Origin of the sequence: Muricauda sp. SCSIO 65647, assembly GCF_021534965.1 — a bacterium.
Lineage (GTDB): Bacteria > Bacteroidota > Bacteroidia > Flavobacteriales > Flavobacteriaceae > Flagellimonas_A.
Genome location: NZ_CP091037.1, coordinates 1,970,561 through 1,989,068 on the forward strand (window position 1 = coordinate 1,970,561; position 18,508 = coordinate 1,989,068).

An 18,508-nucleotide genomic window follows, 5' to 3' on the forward strand; every position below is an offset into this window, starting at 1 on the left:
AACATTCACACCATGAACTGCACTTTTTTATCGGTGAACTGCACTTTTTTTATCAAATTTTTAACATAGAAAAAGCCAGCCTAAATTTTTTATATAGAATTGGGGGTAAAAAAATGAACTATTCAAATCGGTGAAAAAGCATTTGCCCCTCCGATGGGTTAAAACAGGCCTAGGCTTGTGCACTTTACAAAAAACATAGTAACTTCATGTTGTCTTTTAAAGATTGCCCTTAGATTCTATGTCAACCCTTCCCATTGAAGTACAGTTAAGTTCTTTGCCCGATAATCCTGGGGTGTATCAATTTTTTGATCAAGATGGAAAAATATTGTATGTCGGTAAGGCAAAAAACCTGAAGAAAAGGGTTTCATCATATTTTGCCCGAAAACAAGAGTATGGCAAGACCAGGGTCATGGTCAAAAAGGTGCAAACCATCAAACATGTCGTTGTGCCCACAGAATCTGATGCACTTTTGCTTGAGAACAATTTGATCAAGAAGCACCAGCCGCGCTACAATGTCATGCTGAGAGATGATAAATCGTACCCGTGGATTTGTATCAAGAACGAACGCTTTCCCCGAATCTTCATGACCAGAAAATTGATCAAGGATGGCTCTGAATACTTTGGCCCCTATACAAGTGTCAGAACGGTAAAGACCATTCTTGATCTGATAAGAAGTGTTTATCCGCTGCGCACTTGCAACTATGATCTGTCTGAAGAAAAAATATCGGCCGGAAAATATAAGGTCTGTCTCGAATACCATTTAGGTAATTGCAAGGGCCCCTGTGAAGGGCTTCAGACATTGGAAGAATACGATGGGCAGATCGATGATATACGTGCCATCATCAAAGGAAGTTTTTCATCTTCGCTTTCGAACCTCAAAAAACAGATGAAAGCACTGGCCGCTGAGATGCATTTCGAAAAGGCCCAAAGGTTAAAGGAAAAAATAGAAGTGCTTGAGAACTATCAGGCAAAATCGATGATCGTGAACCCGAAGATCAGCAATGTAGATGTTTTTTCGATCATATCAGATGAAACCCATGCCTATATCAATTTCTTGCAGATATCACATGGTTTGGTCGTCAGGTCACATACGCTTGAAATAAAGAAAAAACTTGAAGAGACCGACGAAGAGCTTTTACAATTGGGTATCATTGAGATCAGGCAACGTTTCAACTCTGAATCGAAAGAACTGTACTTGCCCTTTCCGGTCGAGGTTGAAGAAGGGCTAAAGATCATGGTTCCTAAATTGGGTGACAAGCGAAAACTGGTCGACCTCTCGACCAGAAATGCCAAATTCTATCGCCAAGAGCGTTTCAAACAGATCAAGATTACCGACCCCGATAGGCATACCAAAAGGGTGATGGCCCAAATGAAAGCCGATTTACGACTTTCTGAAGAGCCGCGCCATATTGAATGTTTCGATAACTCAAATATACAGGGCAGCAATCCAGTAGCGGCCTGTGTGGTCTTCAAAGATGGAAAGCCCTCAAAAAAAGAATATCGACACTTTCATATAAAAACGGTCGAAGGGCCTGATGACTTTGCCTCGATGGAAGAAGTGGTGCACCGTCGCTATAAAAGATTGTTGAGTGAAGGTACACCGTTGCCCCAACTCATCATAATCGATGGGGGCAAGGGCCAACTATCTTCTGCGCTAAAGAGTCTTGACTTGTTGGGGATCAGGGGCAAGGTCGCCATTATTGGCATTGCCAAACGTTTAGAGGAAATCTATTTTCCGGAGGACCCCATTCCGTTATATTTGGATAAAAAATCAGAAACCTTGCGAATCATCCAGCAACTGCGAAATGAAGCACATCGATTTGGAATCAATTTCCATAGAAATAGAAGAAGTAAGGCGGCTATCAACTCAGAGCTGGAAAGTATTGAGGGCATAGGTGAGAAAACGGCCCAGCAACTGTTGCAAGAATTTAAATCGGTCAAGCGCATCAAAGAGGCCACAATTGACCATTTGGCAAAGAGCATTGGCATGGCCAAGGCGAAAAAAATTTATGAATCCTTTCATTGATAACTGAAATGAAGCGGGTCTTTCTTTTAATAGGGTTTTTTGGTCTGTTTCAGATGGTACTCTCTCAAGAAGAACCCAAAGTAGGTGTTGTGCTGAGCGGAGGTGGAGCCAAGGGCCTTGCCCATATCGGGGCGCTCAAGGTAATTGAAGAGGCAGGGGTCAAGGTCGATTATATCGGTGGCACCAGCATGGGGGCAATTGTAGGGGCACTCTATGCCTCAGGATATTCAGCTACAGAATTGGACTCTATTTTCAGAGTGACCGACTTTACCGAATTGATACAAGACGATGTGCCAAGAGGAGCCAAGACATTTTATGAGAAAGATGATTCGGAACGATATGCGTTGAGCCTTCCATTTGATAAATTCAAGGTTTCTTTTCCACAGGGCATTTCTGGGGGCCAGCGCATCTATAATGAACTTGTTCAGCTTTTGTACCATGTAAAGGATGTTCGTGATTTTGGCCAACTGCCCATACCTTTTATATGTATTGCCACCAATATTGAAACAGGAGAAGAAGTATTGCTTGACAGCGGATTTTTACCAGAGGCCATTACGGCGAGCGGTACCTTTCCCTCTTTGTTCGAGCCGTCCGAAATCGATGGCAAAGTATTGATTGATGGGGGTGTGGTAAACAATTATCCCATTGATGAGGTGAGGGCAATGGGGGCCGATATCATTATCGGGGTCGATGTACAGCACGGCTTGGTCGAACGTGAATCATTGTCTTCGGCGACCGGAATACTCTTACAGATAAACAACTACCGTACGGTCAAAGATATGGTTGAAAAACGGAAACAGACCGATGTATATATCAAGCCAGAGATCGATGATTTCTCGGTAATCGATTTCGACTATTCTGGTGAGATTATGGATAGCGGTGAGGTCGGAGCAAATACAAAATACGATGAACTTGTTCAAGTGGCGCAAAAACAGTCTGGAAGAACGGGCAAAGAGCATAAGGTCAGTATCTCAGATAGCCTCACCATCAATCGGTTGATGGTCAAGGGTGATAGCCGCTATTCACGTGGCTACATAAAAGGCAAGCTAAGAATCGAGTTGGGGACGAAAATTTCGTTCGAAAAATTGGAACAGGGCATCAACAACCTTGCAGCAACGGGTAACTTCAAGGCTCTTCGATATGAATTGGCCTCAAATGGTCTGGGCACTGACCTTATTCTAAAGCTGCAAGACGAACCTACCAAGATGTTCATTAAAATGGGGGCACATTATGACGACCTGTATAAAAGTGCTGCTTTGATCAATCTTACGAGAAAAGGTCTCCTCTTTCAAGATGATGTGGCCTCTTTTGACTTCATATTGGGAGACCATATCAGATACAACCTTGAATACTATATTGATAAAGGGGCGTATTGGAGTTTTGGCATTAACTCAACTTTTACAGATTTTGATGAGGAAATCGATTATGGATTGATAAGTTCAAATTTTGATGTGGTCGATGACCCCAATATTGGTGAAATTTTGCTCGATGTCACTGACTTGACCAATCAAATATACCTACAGACAGTTCTGAGGGAAGAGTTTGCTTTCAGTATCGGAGCTGAACATAAACTGTTGCGATATAGTACCCGTACATTGACAGATGCCGGTCAAAATGCCGAATCAAGTTTTGAGCCTACTGCCGGCGACCGCACTTTTTTTGAAGATAGCAGCTACTTTAGCACATTTGGCAAATTGACATTGGACACCTATGATGACAAATATTTTCCAACAGAAGGACTCTACTTTGATGGAGATTTTCATTTTTACCTTTTTTCATCAGATTTCAATGATAATTTCAGGGAGTTTTCAATAGCTAAAGCACGTATGGGAACTGCCTTTGGCCTGTTCGGTGATCTTTCGCTCAATATAGAGACAGAAGGCGGTTTCAAATTGGGCACTTCGGCAGTTTCGTCCTTTGATTTTGTGCTGGGGGGATTTGGAAACGATTTAATCAACAATTTCACACCTTTTATTGGATATGATTTTCTGAGCCTGCCCGGCAATAGTTTTGTGAAGGCCTATATGAGGCTCGACTATGAGATTGCACCTAAGAACCATTTTTTGTTTACGGCCAATGTTGCAAATGTGGACGATGACCTGTTCAGAACAGGTGAATGGTTCACAGAACCTAACTTTTCCGGTTTTGGCATTGGATATGGCTTGGAATCCTTCCTAGGGCCGGTGCAGATATATTATTCATGGTCGCCCCAAATTGATGATGGCAATTTTTTCTTTAGTATTGGATATTGGTTTTGAGCAGAAAACCATAGTTTTCCCATGGTTTTTCACAACATGTCTTAAGAATTTCCAAAAGTTCTATTAACCATTCGCCAATAAAATTGGTTTTATAGTTAAAGTCCGTTAAAAACTGATATTTCGCCAAAAGTTCATCTTATCTTTGATAGTGATAAAGGGTGGTTCCTTTATTACTTTAAGTATTGGTTTTTCATAATTTAAAGTTTGGTTGGTTATTTAGAAAAAGCCCAGTTTATAACTGGGCTTTTTTTATACATAATATTTTGGAATAACTTTTGTTTAAAGTAATGTAAAATATATTGTCCAGAAGAGTCATTTAGTATTTTTGGACATGAAATGAACGTGATGAAAAAGATTGCCCCTATTGTATTGGTTCTTTTCAGTCTATGCTTGTCAGCACAAAGACCAAAGGCCTATAAGCCTGGGGAATGGTTGAAATTCAGAATACATTATGGATTCTTGAATGCCAGCTATGCCACACTGCACCTCACTTCGGAAGAGTTGGACAGTATACCCGTCTATCATGTGGTCGGAAGGGGTAAGACAACAGGTTTTGCCAGTATATTCTTCAAGGTCGATGACACCTACGAAAGCTATTTTGACAGAAATGACGGCAAGCCATACCGGTTTATAAGAAAGGTTGACGAGGGAGGCTATACCAAGGATATTGAGATAGATTTCGATTATTCGAAAAATACAGCATTGTTAAAGGACAATAAGAATGAGAAAAAATATGATTTTCCCATTCATGACCAAGTTCAAGATTTGGTGTCGGCCGCCTATTACCTTAGGGCAAAATATGGTGTGGAAGATCTAACGGTGGGCGAAAGTATAGGCATGGATATGTTGTTCGACGACGATGGTGTTTACCAGTTCAAACTAAAGTTTTTGGGCACCGATACCATCAGAACAAAGTTTGGTAAGGTAGAATGTCTTAAATTTAGGCCCTATGTACAATCTGGCAGGGTTTTTCGCGAAGAAGAGAGCCTCACACTTTGGGTATCGAACGACCTTAACAAGATTCCGATAAGAATTAAGGCTGATTTGGCCGTCGGCTCATTGAAAGCTGACCTCGATGGCTTCAATGGCCTTAAAAATCAGTTCAAGATAATTATGGATTGAGAACGACCCACTAATGAAGAGAGATGAGCGAATTGAGTCCCAAATCAACAAGCTTGAAGAAAAATACAGAGATTCTGGCCAAGATTTGAGTTCGTACCTTGATGGACTACTTTATCAACGCTATCTTACCTACTGGGACTATGTTCATCTCGACACACTGCTGAGTTTACAGGTACCTAGAACCTACTTTCCTGATGAGGAAATCTTCATCATGTACCATCAGATTACCGAGCTTTTCTTCAAGCTCATCTTACATGAACAAAAACAGTTGGTAGATGATAAGACCCAAGCGCTAGACTTTTTTATTCAGAAGGCAAACCGGATCAATAACTATTTCAAGGCATTGACATCTTCATTCGGCATTATGATTCATGGCATGCAGCAAGAGCAGTTTATGCACTATCGTATGGCCTTGCTTCCTGCCAGCGGCTTTCAGTCTGTTCAGTACCGTATGATTGAAATCTATGCCACTCCCCTCGAAAATTTGGTACACCATACCGAGCGTGAAAAATTTTCCGAAGAACATTCCATAGAAGAACTCTATGATCATATTTACTGGAAAAAAGGGGCCACAGACCTAAAAACCGGAGAAAAAACCCTGACACTAAAACAGTTTGAATATCGTTATACACCTAGGTTGATACGTATTGCCAAACAGGTAAAGGGCAACACAATTTACCACAAGTATCTTCAATTGCCTGAAAAGGTAAGGGAAAACCCTGAACTCATCGGGGCCTTGAAAAGGCTTGACATCAATGCAAATGTCAATTGGCCATTGATGCACATGGGCTCGGCCTATCGCTATTTGAAAAAGGAAAATTCGGCCATAGAGGCCACTGGAGGCACGAACTGGAAACAGTATTTGCCACCCAGTTTTCAGAGAATAATATTTTTCCCAACTTTGTATTCAGAAGAAGAATTGCAAAATTGGGGCAAACAATGGGTTGAGCATATGTTCAATCCTGAAAATATTGAGGAATAATGCAAAAATACTGGGGCGTAATTTTGGCATTGACGGTTTTGGCATCATGCAAAGAAGAAAAGCCAATCGTTGACGAAGTGGTCCAGATCGAGGTTGAAAAACCTGTCATTAAACACTTTGGGTTCAATCTTGATGAATTTAAGGTCGTGAATGACACAATTCGGTATGGTGACAGTTTTGGCGAGTTAATGCTAAAGAACAATGTTGATTATCAAAAAATTGCCGCAGTCTCAGAAAATTTCAGAGATACTTTTGATGTTCGTAAAATCAGGGCGGGCAAACCTTATCTGATCTTGAAATCGAAAGATACCCTAGAGTCGGCCCAGGTTTTCATCTACCAGAACGACAAGGTCAATTATACCGTCGTTGATTTGAGAGACAGTGCTTTGGTCTACAAAAGCAAAAAACGGGTAAAAAATGTTGAACGAGAGGTTGGGGGCAGCATAGAGAGCAGCCTTTCTTACACCCTTGACAGTCTCGGGGTAGATTACATGGTTACCATTAATCTTTCTGAAATCTATGCTTGGACAATCGATTTCTTTAGGTTGGAAAAGGGTGACAAATTCAAGATCATATATGATGAAAGGTATATCAATGACACCATTTATGCAGGAAGCGGTGCCATAAAGGCCGCCTATTTCGAACATAAAGGAAAGCCTATATATGCTTTTCCGTACGTGACGGACTCATTGAAGAACATACTCGATTATTATGATCAAGATGCCAATAATCTTAGAAGCACTTTTTTACGGGCACCCATAAAGTTCGGATACCGCCTTTCTTCCCGATATAACCTCAGACGCCGCATCGCCTACTACGGCAACAGGGTCAGACCACACAGGGGAACCGACTATGCCGCACCGGTCGGTACGCCCATTATAGCTACTGCCGATGGCACGGTGACCGAATCAACGCGAAGAGGGGGCAATGGGCGCTATGTGAAGATACGGCACAATGGCACCTACAGCACCCAATATCTGCACATGAGAAAGCAAAAGGTAAAAAGGGGAGAGTTCGTTAGACAGGGTGATGTCATTGGCTGGGTCGGTATGACCGGCAACACTTCAGGCCCCCATGTATGCTACCGGTTTTGGAAAAATGGCAGACAGGTAGATCCGTTGCGCGAAAAATTACCGGCAGCCGATCCCATTGCCGATTCATTGAGAGCCGCCTATCTAGAACATATTGAGCCTCTTAAGTTTCAGCTTGACTGTATTGAGTTGAAACGGCCTTCCCCCATTGAAAATGAAAAAGATTTGCTAACCCTCAACCAATACGATGACACTGCCCAAAACCAATCCGACTTCAACTGAGGCCTGGAAAGCACTTGCCAAACACCAGAAAGAAACAGAACAACTACACTTAAGGGAGCTATTCAAGGCAGATGAGAACCGTGCAGAAAAATTCCATATCAAATGGAATGACTTTTTAGTCGATTACTCAAAAAACCGCATTGGTTCCGAAACCCTCGATCTGTTATTGCGATTGGCAGATGAAGTGAACCTTCGACAAAGCATCGGCAATTACTTTAATGGTGATTTGATCAATGAAACCGAAGGCCGCGCCGTACTCCATACGGCACTCAGAACCTCTATAAATGATAGGGTCATGGTAGGGGATGAAAATGTTGTGACCGAGGTCTATCAGGTCAGGGAACAGATCAAAGTATTTTCAGAGGCGGTTATTTCCGGACAAAAAAAAGGATACACGGGCAAGGCATTTACCGATATCGTAAATATTGGTATCGGGGGTTCAGATTTGGGTCCGGCGATGGTCACCGAAGCCTTGAAATTTTATGAGAACCATCTAAAGGTGCACTTTGTCAGCAATATTGATGGTGACCATGTGCATGAGGTCTTGAAAGAATTGGATCCTGAGACCACACTTTTTGTGGTAGTTTCAAAAAGCTTCACCACGCAAGAAACCTTGAGCAATGCACTGACCATTAAAAGATGGTTTTTACAACATGCTGAACAAAAAGATGTTGCCAGACATTTTGTGGCGGTATCGACCAATCTTGAGAAGATAGAAGAATTTGGCATCGCCGCTGAAAACGTTTTTCCGATGTGGGATTGGGTAGGGGGCCGCTTTTCACTTTGGAGCGCCGTTGGGCTATCGATCGCACTGGCCGTAGGATATGAAAATTTTTCCGATCTCCTCGAAGGGGCCCATGAAATGGATGTTCATTTCAGGGATACCGATTTCAAGAAGAACATTCCGGTAATTTTGGCACTCTTGAGTATATGGTACAATAATTTTTATGGCGCTGAAACAGAGGCTATTATACCTTACACCCAATATCTGCATCGCTTTTCGGCCTATTTGCAGCAGGGTATTATGGAAAGTAATGGTAAAAGTGTTGACAGGGCTGGCAACAGGGTGGGCCATGAAACCGGAACCATTATTTGGGGCGAACCGGGCACGAATTCGCAGCATGCCTTTTTTCAGTTGATCCACCAAGGCACAAAATTGATTCCGACCGATTTCATCGGCTTCAAAAAACCATTGCATGGCGACCAAGATCATCACGAAAAGCTGATGGCCAACTTCTTTGCTCAAACCGAGGCACTCATGAACGGCAAGACCGCAGAAGAGGTCAGGGAAGAACTGAAACAGCAGGGCCATAACGATGACCAGATAAATTCCCTACTCCCATTTAAAGTCTTTGAGGGCAATAAGCCGACCAACACCATTTTGATCGAAAAATTGACGCCAAAATCACTGGGGGCATTGATTGCCCTTTATGAACACAAGATTTTTGTGCAAGGCGTCATTTGGAATATTTTCAGCTACGATCAATGGGGGGTCGAATTGGGGAAACAATTGGCCAAGAATATCCTACGGGACATACAAAATCCGGATATCGGCGACCATGATGGCTCTACACTTCAGCTTTTACATTTTTTTAAGGATTAGTCCAACTTTTCATAAACAAAGTGTTTTATCATAAAAGTCTGATTTTAAGATATTTGTGATAAAATAGAAAAGCTCTAAATTATCTTTTCTTAATATTTTCTTAACATACTTGAGGCCAAAAAGCAAGACTTTTGCCATGCTAATTAAACACTATTTGAAATGAAAAAAGTCTACTTGGTTTTTGCTGCACTTTTAGTGTCGGCAATGGTATTTTCTCAAGGAACAATAACCGGGAAGGTACTAGATGAAGAACTTGGGCAACCACTGCCCGGGGCCTCAGTTGTTGTGAAAGGCACACAGAATGGAACATCGACTGATTTTGATGGAAATTTTACTCTAGAGATTGATTCTGGTTCAGGAATTTTGGTCGTTTCATACATTGGCTTTATCACAAAAGAAATTTCGTTCAGTGCCGTGGGTGATGTCGGAACAATAACACTTCAATCTGATACAGAAGTATTGGAAGGTGTTATCGTTACAGGGGTACAAGATATAGCCAAAGACCGTAAAACCCCGGTCGCCGTATCTACCATCAAAGCTGTAGAAATACAAGAGAAACTAGGCTCTCAGGAATTTCCGGAAATATTGAATACGACACCATCGATTTATGCCACTAAGACAGGAGGTGGTTTTGGTGATGCAAGGGTAAACATTAGAGGTTTTGATACCAATAACTCGGCCGTGATGATAAACGGTATTCCGGTCAATGACATGGAGAACGGACGGGTGTTTTGGAGTAACTGGGCAGGTCTTTCAGATGTTACTTCTGCTATTCAAGTACAGCGTGGCCTGGGTTCTTCAAAGCTGGCAATTTCTTCTGTCGGTGGTACAATCAATGTAATTACCAAAAGCTCGCAGAATAGGGAAGGAGGCTCTTTCGGAACAACCATTGGCAATAATGACTATTTAAAAACCATAGCATCTTATTCTACCGGTATTTCAGATAATGGATTTTCTGCTTCTGTATTGTTGAGTAGAACTGCAGGAAGTATGTATGCAGATGGTACTGAATTCGAAGGGTATAACTTTTTCTTGGGGTTAGGGTATACCACAGATGAGCATAGCCTCGAATTTATGGTCACTGGTGCACCACAATGGCACCATCAAAGAAGTTTTGCCCCATCCATTGCCGACTACATAAGATTCAGTGACAATGGCGTGGATCCCGATAGAAGATATAACAGTGATTGGGGTATTTTAGATGGGCAAGAATTTAACTTTAGAAGGAACTTTTACCACAAGCCCGTTATCAGTTTAAACTGGACTTGGAACATCAACAATGTTTCAACATTGGAAACCTCTACCTATGCATCATTTGGCCGTGGTGGTGGTACCGGAGAGATCGGTCGTGCCGCGGGAGCAAGACAGTTTGACGGTAGATGGAAAACACCTAACGGTTTGGTCGATGTCGAGCGTATCAGGGCATATAACTCTGGTCAACCAGTATTGTTCGATGGCGAGATCGTACAGAGAGAGCTTACCAATGGGCTATATGTGAACCAAGGCAACGGAGATCGCTCTGCTGCCAACGGTATAACGCGTAGGGCTTCTATCAACTCCCATAACTGGTTTGGTATTTTGGCCAACCTCAACAACCGATTTACCGATGCGCTGACAATTGATTTCGGTATTGATCTGAGAAGATATAAAGGATATCACTACAGAAGAGTGAACAATCGTTTGGGGGGTGATGCCTATCTACAGACAGACAACCAGAACAATGACCCTAATCCCTTGTTTTTTGAAACATATGATGCCAATCAGCCATGGTGGGTGTTCGGTGATATAGATGAAGAAGAGAAAATCGATTACTACAATATTGGATATGTCAATTGGATGGGTGTCTTCGGGCAGGTAGAATACAACTTCACGCCCGACATCACGGCTTTCGTACAAGGCGCACTTTCGAACCAAGGTTTTTCAAGAGAGGAGTTTTTCGCGGAAGTACCCCCTGCGCAAACCGACTATGAGAACATTTTAGGGGGCAATATCAAGGGAGGTGTGAACTGGAACATTGATGCACACCACAACATATTTGCCAATGCAGGATTTTACTCAAAACAGCCTTTGTTTGATGCAGTGTTCATAAATTTCTCTAACACGGTGAACCCAAATTTAACAAATGAGAAGATTGTAGGCACCGAGATAGGATACGGATTCAGAAGTTCGATGTTGAGGGCAAACGTAAACCTTTACAGAACCAGTTGGACAGATCGATTTGAATCTGTTGCGGCAACCTTTAATTCAGGAGAGCCTGATGAAGTGAGAGGTAATGCCAATTTGTTGGGCATTACCCAAGTGCATACCGGTATCGAGTTTGATGCGATGTTTATGCCGAACGACAGGCTGACTTTTACCGGAATGTTGTCGATAGGAAATTACGAATACAAAGACGACGTCAATGCTACTTTCTTCGATGCCAACCAAAACCCTATCATAGTCGATGGCCAGCCACAAGAAGTGCTATTGCCCTTAGATGGTGTTAAGGTGGGTGATGCTGCCCAATTCACTGCTTTTATTGGGGCTGATGTTAGAGTTTTGGACAATCTAAATGTTGATGCAGGTTATCGCTTTGCCGATAATTTGTATGCCGATTTCGATGCTACTGATATTACCGAAGAGGGCGCTTTGAAATTGCCATCATTTGGTTTGGTTGATGCGGGCCTTTCCTTTAGGTTGCCCTTTATGGAACAAACCATGAATTTCAGGTTGAACGTAAACAATCTTTTTGATGAGGTATATATCGCTGAATCTGACACCAACATATTTGCAGAGCCGGGTGATGATACCTATATGGGCATCAATACCAGAAACCGTGTTTTCTTTGGTTTTGGTAGAACTTGGAATGCAAGCTTAAGATTTAATTTTTAAGAAAAGACCTATAGTTATGCAAAAACCCTGACCAAGGTGTCAGGGTTTTTTTATTTCTAAAAATCACTACATTTAAGCTTCAAAATTCAGTTATGGAAATCCTGCAAAACCTACACTCTTATTTTGCCTATGTCGTATTGGCGATTTTGGTCGTTGCCGTGTTCAATGCCTTTTCAGGTTGGTTGGGCAAGCGAATGTTCACTATGCACAAAGACCTCCGAATCAGTCTGTTTGCGCTCATATTGAGCCATATTCAATTGTTGATCGGTCTTGTTGTCTACTTTATGTCTGCAAGTGGTTTGAAGGCCATTCAAGCCTTGGGAATGGGAGGGTTAAACGCCCAAGCCCGTCTTTTGGCATTAGAGCACCCTTTGATCAATATCATTGCCATTGTTTTGATTACCATTGGATGGTCGCGACATAAAAAGTTCTTGGAAGGCGATAAAAAGTTCAAGAGTATCGCCATTTTCTATGGTCTGGGGCTGTTGTTGATCCTTAGCCGTATCCCTTGGGGACTGTGGTTCAGCTAATATTTCATTAAAAGGCTGCAACAATCAGAAAGTGCATTAATCATTAAATTCTTACAAAACATAAAATATTTTCGGTAATCCATACAATTATTGTTTAATTTAGTGTAGGAAAAACCTTAGATTGAACTTGAAGGTAGATTCAATGTCTATGGTAACCTAAGTTAGATAACCATTAAGCCTGAGAAATATGGGAACTGAAAAGTTTAAATTGACAATTCTGATTGCGGTAATTTTTACATTCTCTTTGACAAGCTGTAAAGAAGATAGAATAGCCGCCAATGAAGCATGTGTAAGTGCATGGAACGCATGTAAAAATAAGTGTCCTGAATATCCTGATTGTGACTACCCCGGCTTAGATGCCACGCCAGAAGAGCTAAATGCATTCAATGAATGTCTTTTGGGAATTAAGATTAGGGAAGACTGCCTGGAAAGCTGTGATGAGGCTTTGGTAGAATGCCTGACCACTCCCCTTCAAGAGAATTGAATCACCCGAACACATTTCGCTACTCAATTATTGGGAGACGTGCTTTACTAAAAATAAATATACTGGAAAGTGGTCGGCGTACCCACCCTGATAGGTGGTGCCCACATAGGTGCGAAACGGATAGCCTTTGTACCGGCCATTTTGGTTTTTCAGATAATCAGGGTCGTAGACGCCGACTTTCCAATACGAATAGCCCTCCTTGCCGTTTGATAGCACATTGGCCGTGAAGTAAAATTGATCAAAGAGGTTCCATTTGTCACGGTAGGCCAATGAGCCCACGCCTTTTTTGAATAGTTTCTCCATAGGATTAAAAAGCCCAAGGCTATCCAGTTTTTTGATCTTGCCTTCGGTTTTCAATACTTTTTTGAAACTGGCGTCAATGGGATCGTCATTAAAATCGCCCATCGAAACAATTTTGGCACTATTGTTCAGCCCTTGAATTGAATCTATGATTCGCTTGTTCAATCGAGCTGCCCTTATTCTGTTTAATCTACTTTTGGCTTCGCCACCACTACGTGAGGGCCAATGGTTGACAACAAAATAAAATTCCTCATCATCCAACAAGCCACCCACCACAAGTTGGTCACGGGTGTAATCTCGATTTCCATCTTCATCAAAAAGCAATAGTCGATGGCTTTTGAACGAATGGGGCAAAAAAACATCCTTTTTATATAGCAATGCCACATCAATGCCTCGTTCGTCGGGCGAATCAAAATGTACGATTCCGTAGTTTTTCGCTCTCAGATTTTTATGTGCGGCCAAGTCGTTGACGACCAGTTTGTTCTCAGCTTCACAGAGACCGATGATATCAGGCGCGTTACCCGTGGTTTCTTTGCCGATTTCAGAAAGTACTTTTGAGATGTGCGCTATTTTTTTCTGATAGCGCACGTCAGTCCAATGGTAAGCCCCCGATGGGGTTCTTTCATCATCGAATATCAGGGTGTCATTTATGGTATCGAATAGGTTTTCGATATTGTAAAAGGCAATACTCCTTATTTGATAAACTTTTTTTGATTGACCAAAACCCGATAGCCAAAAAAAATAGAACAGAATAATCATCAGTCTCATCATCAACACTTTGTGGTTAAAACAAGAAAATTTGAAGTAGAGTCATTGGCCATAATTGCACAATTTTATGTAAAATTGGGGAAACACTAACCAAAAATGCGGATATCACTATTGATACTGCTCTTCTCTGTATTGCCTAAAATGAATGGGCAACGAGCTATCACTATTTCGGGCAAATTGATAGATGCACAATCGAACAAACTTTTCGAAAATGTATCGGTCTCCATTGAAGGTTCCTCTTTTTCTACAATGACAGATTCGAAGGGTGAATTCATCATAATCGCAGAATTGAGCGGAGAACAGTTATTGGTCTGTACTTTCAATGATTATGTGCCGAAAAGAATTCCGGTCTATTTCGGTGGGAGCAACATTGACCTTGGCGTCATTTCTTTGGAACCTGACCTGACCGTAGACCAAACTGACAACCTCATTACACTGACAGATACCGATCTTTCCGATGATGTTGGAATAGTATCTAACGCCGTAGCACTGTTACAAGCGACCCGTGATGTCTTTTTGAACCGTGCAGCCTTTGATTTCGGGCAAGCCTTTTTTAGGGTAAGGGGTTATGATTCCCGTGAGGGAAAAGTACTGATCAATGGCCTGCCCATGAACAAGCTTTTTGATGGAAGACCCCAATGGAACAACTGGGGCGGACTTAACGATGTGGTCAGAAACCAGACCTACACGAATGGTTTGGAAGCAGCTGACCTTACCTTTGGCGGCATTCTGGGAAACACCAATATCGACACTCGACCATCAGGGCTCCGTCCAGGAATTCGGCTATCGGCATCAGCATCAAACAGAACCTATACAAGTCGGCTTATGGCCACGTATACCTCACCTCTTCAAAAAAGAGTGGCCTACTCTTTCTCTGCTTCAAGGCGCTGGGCAAAAGAGGGTTATATTGACGGCACCCTTTATGACGCCTATTCTTTTTTTGGAGCGTTGGAATACCGGCCCAGTGGCACCCATGCCCTTATGTTGACCGCTATTTTGGCAAAGAATCGTAGGGGTCGTTCACCTGCCGTTACCGAAGAGGTTTTTGAATTGGCCGGAAATCGGTACAACCCATATTGGGGCATACAGAACGGTGATATTCGCAATGCCCGTGAACGCGATATTTTCGAACCTATCATCATGTTGAACCACTATTTTCAATCTGGTGGACTTACATTGACATCTGGTATCGCTTACCAATTTGGTGCGCAATCAAGAAGCAGACTAGGATATTTCAATGCCCCTAACCCCGACCCAACCTATTATCGTTACTTACCGAGTTTCTACATCAATAATCCCATAGGGGCCGATTTTACCAATGCTGCCCTTGCCAAAGAAGGGTTCTTGGAAAACCTCCAGCTTAATTGGAACAATCTTTATTTGGCCAACTCAAATACGGTCAACGCCGAAAAAGCTGCTTATGTTTTATATGATGATGTTGTGAAGAACGTCCGTTTTATGGCCAACAGTGTGGCCAATTTACAATTGGGAGACTATTTTAAAGTTGATGCAGGAATCAATCTTCATAATCTTTTTTCAGAAAATTATGCCGAACTGGATGATTTGCTGGGGGCATCATTTCATGAAGATATCGACCCTTTTTCAGATACATTGAATGATGTGAATGGAGAAATGAACAAGGTACAAGGTGACATTTTTTCTTATCACTATGAGATTGATGCCACGACCTTGAATGGTTTTGTACAACTGAGAACAAATATCAATAAGTGGGAAGCCTTTCTTTCCACAGCACTTTCAAATACTTCTTACCAACGTATCGGATTGTTTCAAAACGAAAGGTTTCTAGAAAGCTCTTTTGGCAAAGGTGAAAAGATCCACTTCTTAGATTATGCCCTCAAAGGAGGTGTTTCGTATCAATTCTCGGGAAGGCACTGGCTAAGAACGCATGCAGCATATCTGACCAGGCCTCCTGTGCTTCAGAGCACATTTGTGAATCCCCGTGAAAGCAATGAGATTGTTGCGGATATTCAAAGTGAAACGGTTTCTTCGGTTGATTTGAACTATTTCTTAAGGCTGCCTGACTTGACGGGAAGAGTAACCGGGTTTTATACGCGATTTCAAAACACCACCGATATCAATTTCTTTTTTGTTGATTCGGGTGTGGGTTCTGATTTTGTTCAAGAAGTCATTACCGATCTTGACAAACTGAATATGGGCATTGAGCTTGGGTTAGCGTATGAGGTTTCTTCAAATGTTACGCTGTCACTGGTGGCCAGTATGGGGAAATATCTGTATGCCAATAATCCATCCGTAACGATAAACTTTGATACAGCTGGTCAAGAAGAACCTATTGACCAAGAGGGAAACATTGATTTGGGCTTTGCCGATATCAAAGATTACAGATTGGCCCAAGGGCCACAACGGGCAATGGCATTTGGCATTGAATATCGCGACCCCGAATATTGGTGGGCGGGGGCCACTGCCAATCATTTGGCAAACAATTACGAACAGATATCGACCATCACCAGAACCCCGAGTTTTTTGTTAGATCCAGAAACAGGCCAACGTTTTGTTGATGCCACCGAAGAAAATGTGACCAAACTTTTGGCACAAGAACCGCTTGATGATTTCTATTTGCTGAATTTGGTGGGAGGTAAGTCATGGTTGATCAATGACAAGTACATCAGCATATTTGCCAGTGTGAACAATTTGTTCGATACGGTTTTTAGAACAGGAGGATATGAACAAAGTAGAAATGGCAATTTTGGCCAATTACAACAAGACAATTTACGGGATAACCCCACTTTTGCGCCGAAATATTGGTACGGATTTGGACGCACTTATTTTTTGAATGTGGCCGTGAGTTTTTGAAAGACGGTCTAGGATCAATAGAGAAGAAAAGGGAATAAGAATAGTTAAAACTTTAATGGCAAACATTCGTGTTTTTTTGTCGGTAGTATCGGTTTTTGTTTGGTTGTTCGGTTGTGTCAAAAACCAAGACTTTACTCTAATTTCCAATGCATGTGAGGCAAATTTGGCCGCCAATGCCACTTTTGCCGACGTAAAGGCCCTTTATCAGGGAGAGTTGTTACAGATACAAGAAGACTTGGTGATTGAGGGATATGTGGTTTCTTCAGACAGGGCTGGAAATTTCTTTAGTGTATTGCATTTTCAAGATTCACCTACAAATGCAACCGAAGGCTTTCAAATTGAGATAGACCTTTTTGAATCTCACTTGCTGTTTGAGCCTGGCAGCAAGATTTTGATAAGGGTCAAAGGGCTGTATTTGGGTCAGAGTAGAGATGTTTTCAAGCTTGGTGGCACTTTTGCCGCTTTTGGCACCACTAATGTCGGCAGATTACCTGCTCTAAAGATTCCCGAACATGTTTTTAGAAGTTGTGACGAAATTGTTTCGGTTCAACCAAGAGAAATAGAACTGGTCGAATTGGATGACGGTTTCACGAACTTCCTGGTTAAAATCGATAGCCTTGAATTTGTGGAAGATGAACTGGGGTTGCCATTCGCTGAACCTGGGGAAGAAACCGAACGTACACTCAGAGATTGCCATGGCAACGAGTTGGTTTTGCTAAATAGTGGGTTTGCCGATTTTCAGGCTGAGGGACTTCCAGAAGGAAATGGTTGGATAACAGGTATACTTTTAAGGGAAAATGATGATTTTCAACTTGTCATCCGTAATCTGGGAGATATCGGGTTTACCAATGAAAGATGTGAAGAAATTGTGACTGAGTTTACCTCAACTGAAATCTTTTTTTCTGAGTTGGCCGATCCAGATAACAATGCCAGGGCAAGGTTTGTAGAGTTGTACAATGCAGCTGATGAACCTTTGGATTTGAACGGATGGACACTTCGCCGCTATACCAATGCCAATACCGATGTAGGTTCGACCATTGATCTTTCAGGATTCACCATTGCGGCCCAAAGCACCTTTGTCATCTCGCCCAATGCCACTGAATTTGAAAATGTATATGGATTTCCTCCCGACATGGGGGTTTCCACAAACAGCCCCGCCGATTCAAACGGAGATGACAATTTAGAGTTGGTCGACCCTTTCGGAACGGTCATCGATGTCTTTGGCATAATCGGTGAAGATGGCTCTGGTACCAATCATGAGTTTGAAGATGGTCGGGCACTTCGAAATATAGACGTGGCACAAGGTAACCCCAACTACACTTTTGTAGAGTGGACAATTTTCAATGATACCGGGGCAGAGGGTACCATCGACCGACCCCAAAACGCCCCAGAAGATTTTTCTCCTGGTGAGCGTTAGGC

12 protein-coding genes are annotated in these 18,508 nt (G+C 42.2%); 11 read left to right on the plus strand and 1 reads right to left on the minus strand.

The features are described 5' to 3' along the window. Nucleotides 1–238: 238 nt before the first annotated feature. From uvrC to L0P89_RS08835, 9 genes are all read left to right on the plus strand, one after another. The gene (gene uvrC, locus L0P89_RS08795) at nt 239–2,026 is read left to right on the plus strand and encodes an excinuclease ABC subunit UvrC (RefSeq protein WP_235264729.1); all 1,788 of its coding nucleotides are present in this window, start codon (nt 239–241) and stop codon (nt 2,024–2,026) included. Nucleotides 2,027–2,034: 8 nt separating this feature from the next. Then, on the plus strand, nt 2,035–4,284 hold the full coding sequence (locus tag L0P89_RS08800) for a patatin-like phospholipase family protein (RefSeq protein WP_235264730.1): 2,250 nt from the start codon (nt 2,035–2,037) through the stop codon (nt 4,282–4,284). 345 nt (nt 4,285–4,629) lie between these two features. Next, nucleotides 4,630–5,406, plus strand: a complete 777-nt coding sequence (locus tag L0P89_RS08805; protein ID WP_235264731.1) for a DUF3108 domain-containing protein — start codon at nt 4,630–4,632, stop codon at nt 5,404–5,406. Nucleotides 5,407–5,419: 13 nt separating this feature from the next. Then, on the plus strand, nt 5,420–6,388 hold the full coding sequence (locus L0P89_RS08810; protein ID WP_235264732.1) for a tryptophan 2,3-dioxygenase family protein: 969 nt from the start codon (nt 5,420–5,422) through the stop codon (nt 6,386–6,388). Next, nucleotides 6,388–7,701 (plus strand): peptidoglycan DD-metalloendopeptidase family protein, encoded by a 1,314-nt coding sequence (locus L0P89_RS08815; protein WP_235264733.1) that lies wholly within the window; start codon nt 6,388–6,390, stop codon nt 7,699–7,701. The genes L0P89_RS08810 and L0P89_RS08815 overlap by 1 nt, the downstream gene beginning before the upstream one ends. Further along, nucleotides 7,667–9,304, plus strand: coding sequence for a glucose-6-phosphate isomerase (gene pgi / locus L0P89_RS08820; protein WP_235264734.1), 1,638 nt, complete (start codon nt 7,667–7,669; stop codon nt 9,302–9,304). Before L0P89_RS08815 ends, pgi begins: the two co-directional genes overlap by 35 nt. Before the next feature lie 159 nt (nt 9,305–9,463). Continuing rightward, nucleotides 9,464–12,175, plus strand: a complete 2,712-nt coding sequence (locus L0P89_RS08825) for a TonB-dependent receptor (protein WP_235264735.1) — start codon at nt 9,464–9,466, stop codon at nt 12,173–12,175. Between the two features lie 92 nt (nt 12,176–12,267). Next, nucleotides 12,268–12,705: a hypothetical protein gene (locus L0P89_RS08830; RefSeq protein ID WP_235264736.1), complete on the plus strand. Its 438-nt coding sequence runs from the start codon at nt 12,268–12,270 to the stop codon at nt 12,703–12,705. A gap of 187 nt (nt 12,706–12,892) precedes the next feature. Further along, entirely contained in the window at nt 12,893–13,189 is a 297-nt protein-coding gene (locus L0P89_RS08835) for a hypothetical protein (RefSeq protein ID WP_235264737.1), read from the plus strand. A gap of 27 nt (nt 13,190–13,216) precedes the next feature. On the opposite strand, the gene L0P89_RS08840 is transcribed toward L0P89_RS08835, so the two are convergent. Then, complete coding sequence (locus L0P89_RS08840; protein ID WP_235268015.1) at nt 13,217–14,257, minus strand: endonuclease/exonuclease/phosphatase family protein; 1,041 nt, start codon at nt 14,255–14,257, stop codon at nt 13,217–13,219. A 96-nt stretch (nt 14,258–14,353) separates the two neighbouring features. Here L0P89_RS08840 and L0P89_RS08845 point away from each other — a divergent pair, with 96 nt between their 5' ends. Further along, nucleotides 14,354–17,089, plus strand: a complete 2,736-nt coding sequence (locus L0P89_RS08845) for a TonB-dependent receptor (RefSeq protein ID WP_235264738.1) — start codon at nt 14,354–14,356, stop codon at nt 17,087–17,089. A 55-nt stretch (nt 17,090–17,144) separates the two neighbouring features. Next, complete coding sequence (locus tag L0P89_RS08850) at nt 17,145–18,506, plus strand: DUF5689 domain-containing protein (protein ID WP_235264739.1); 1,362 nt, start codon at nt 17,145–17,147, stop codon at nt 18,504–18,506. Nucleotides 18,507–18,508 lie beyond the last annotated feature (2 nt).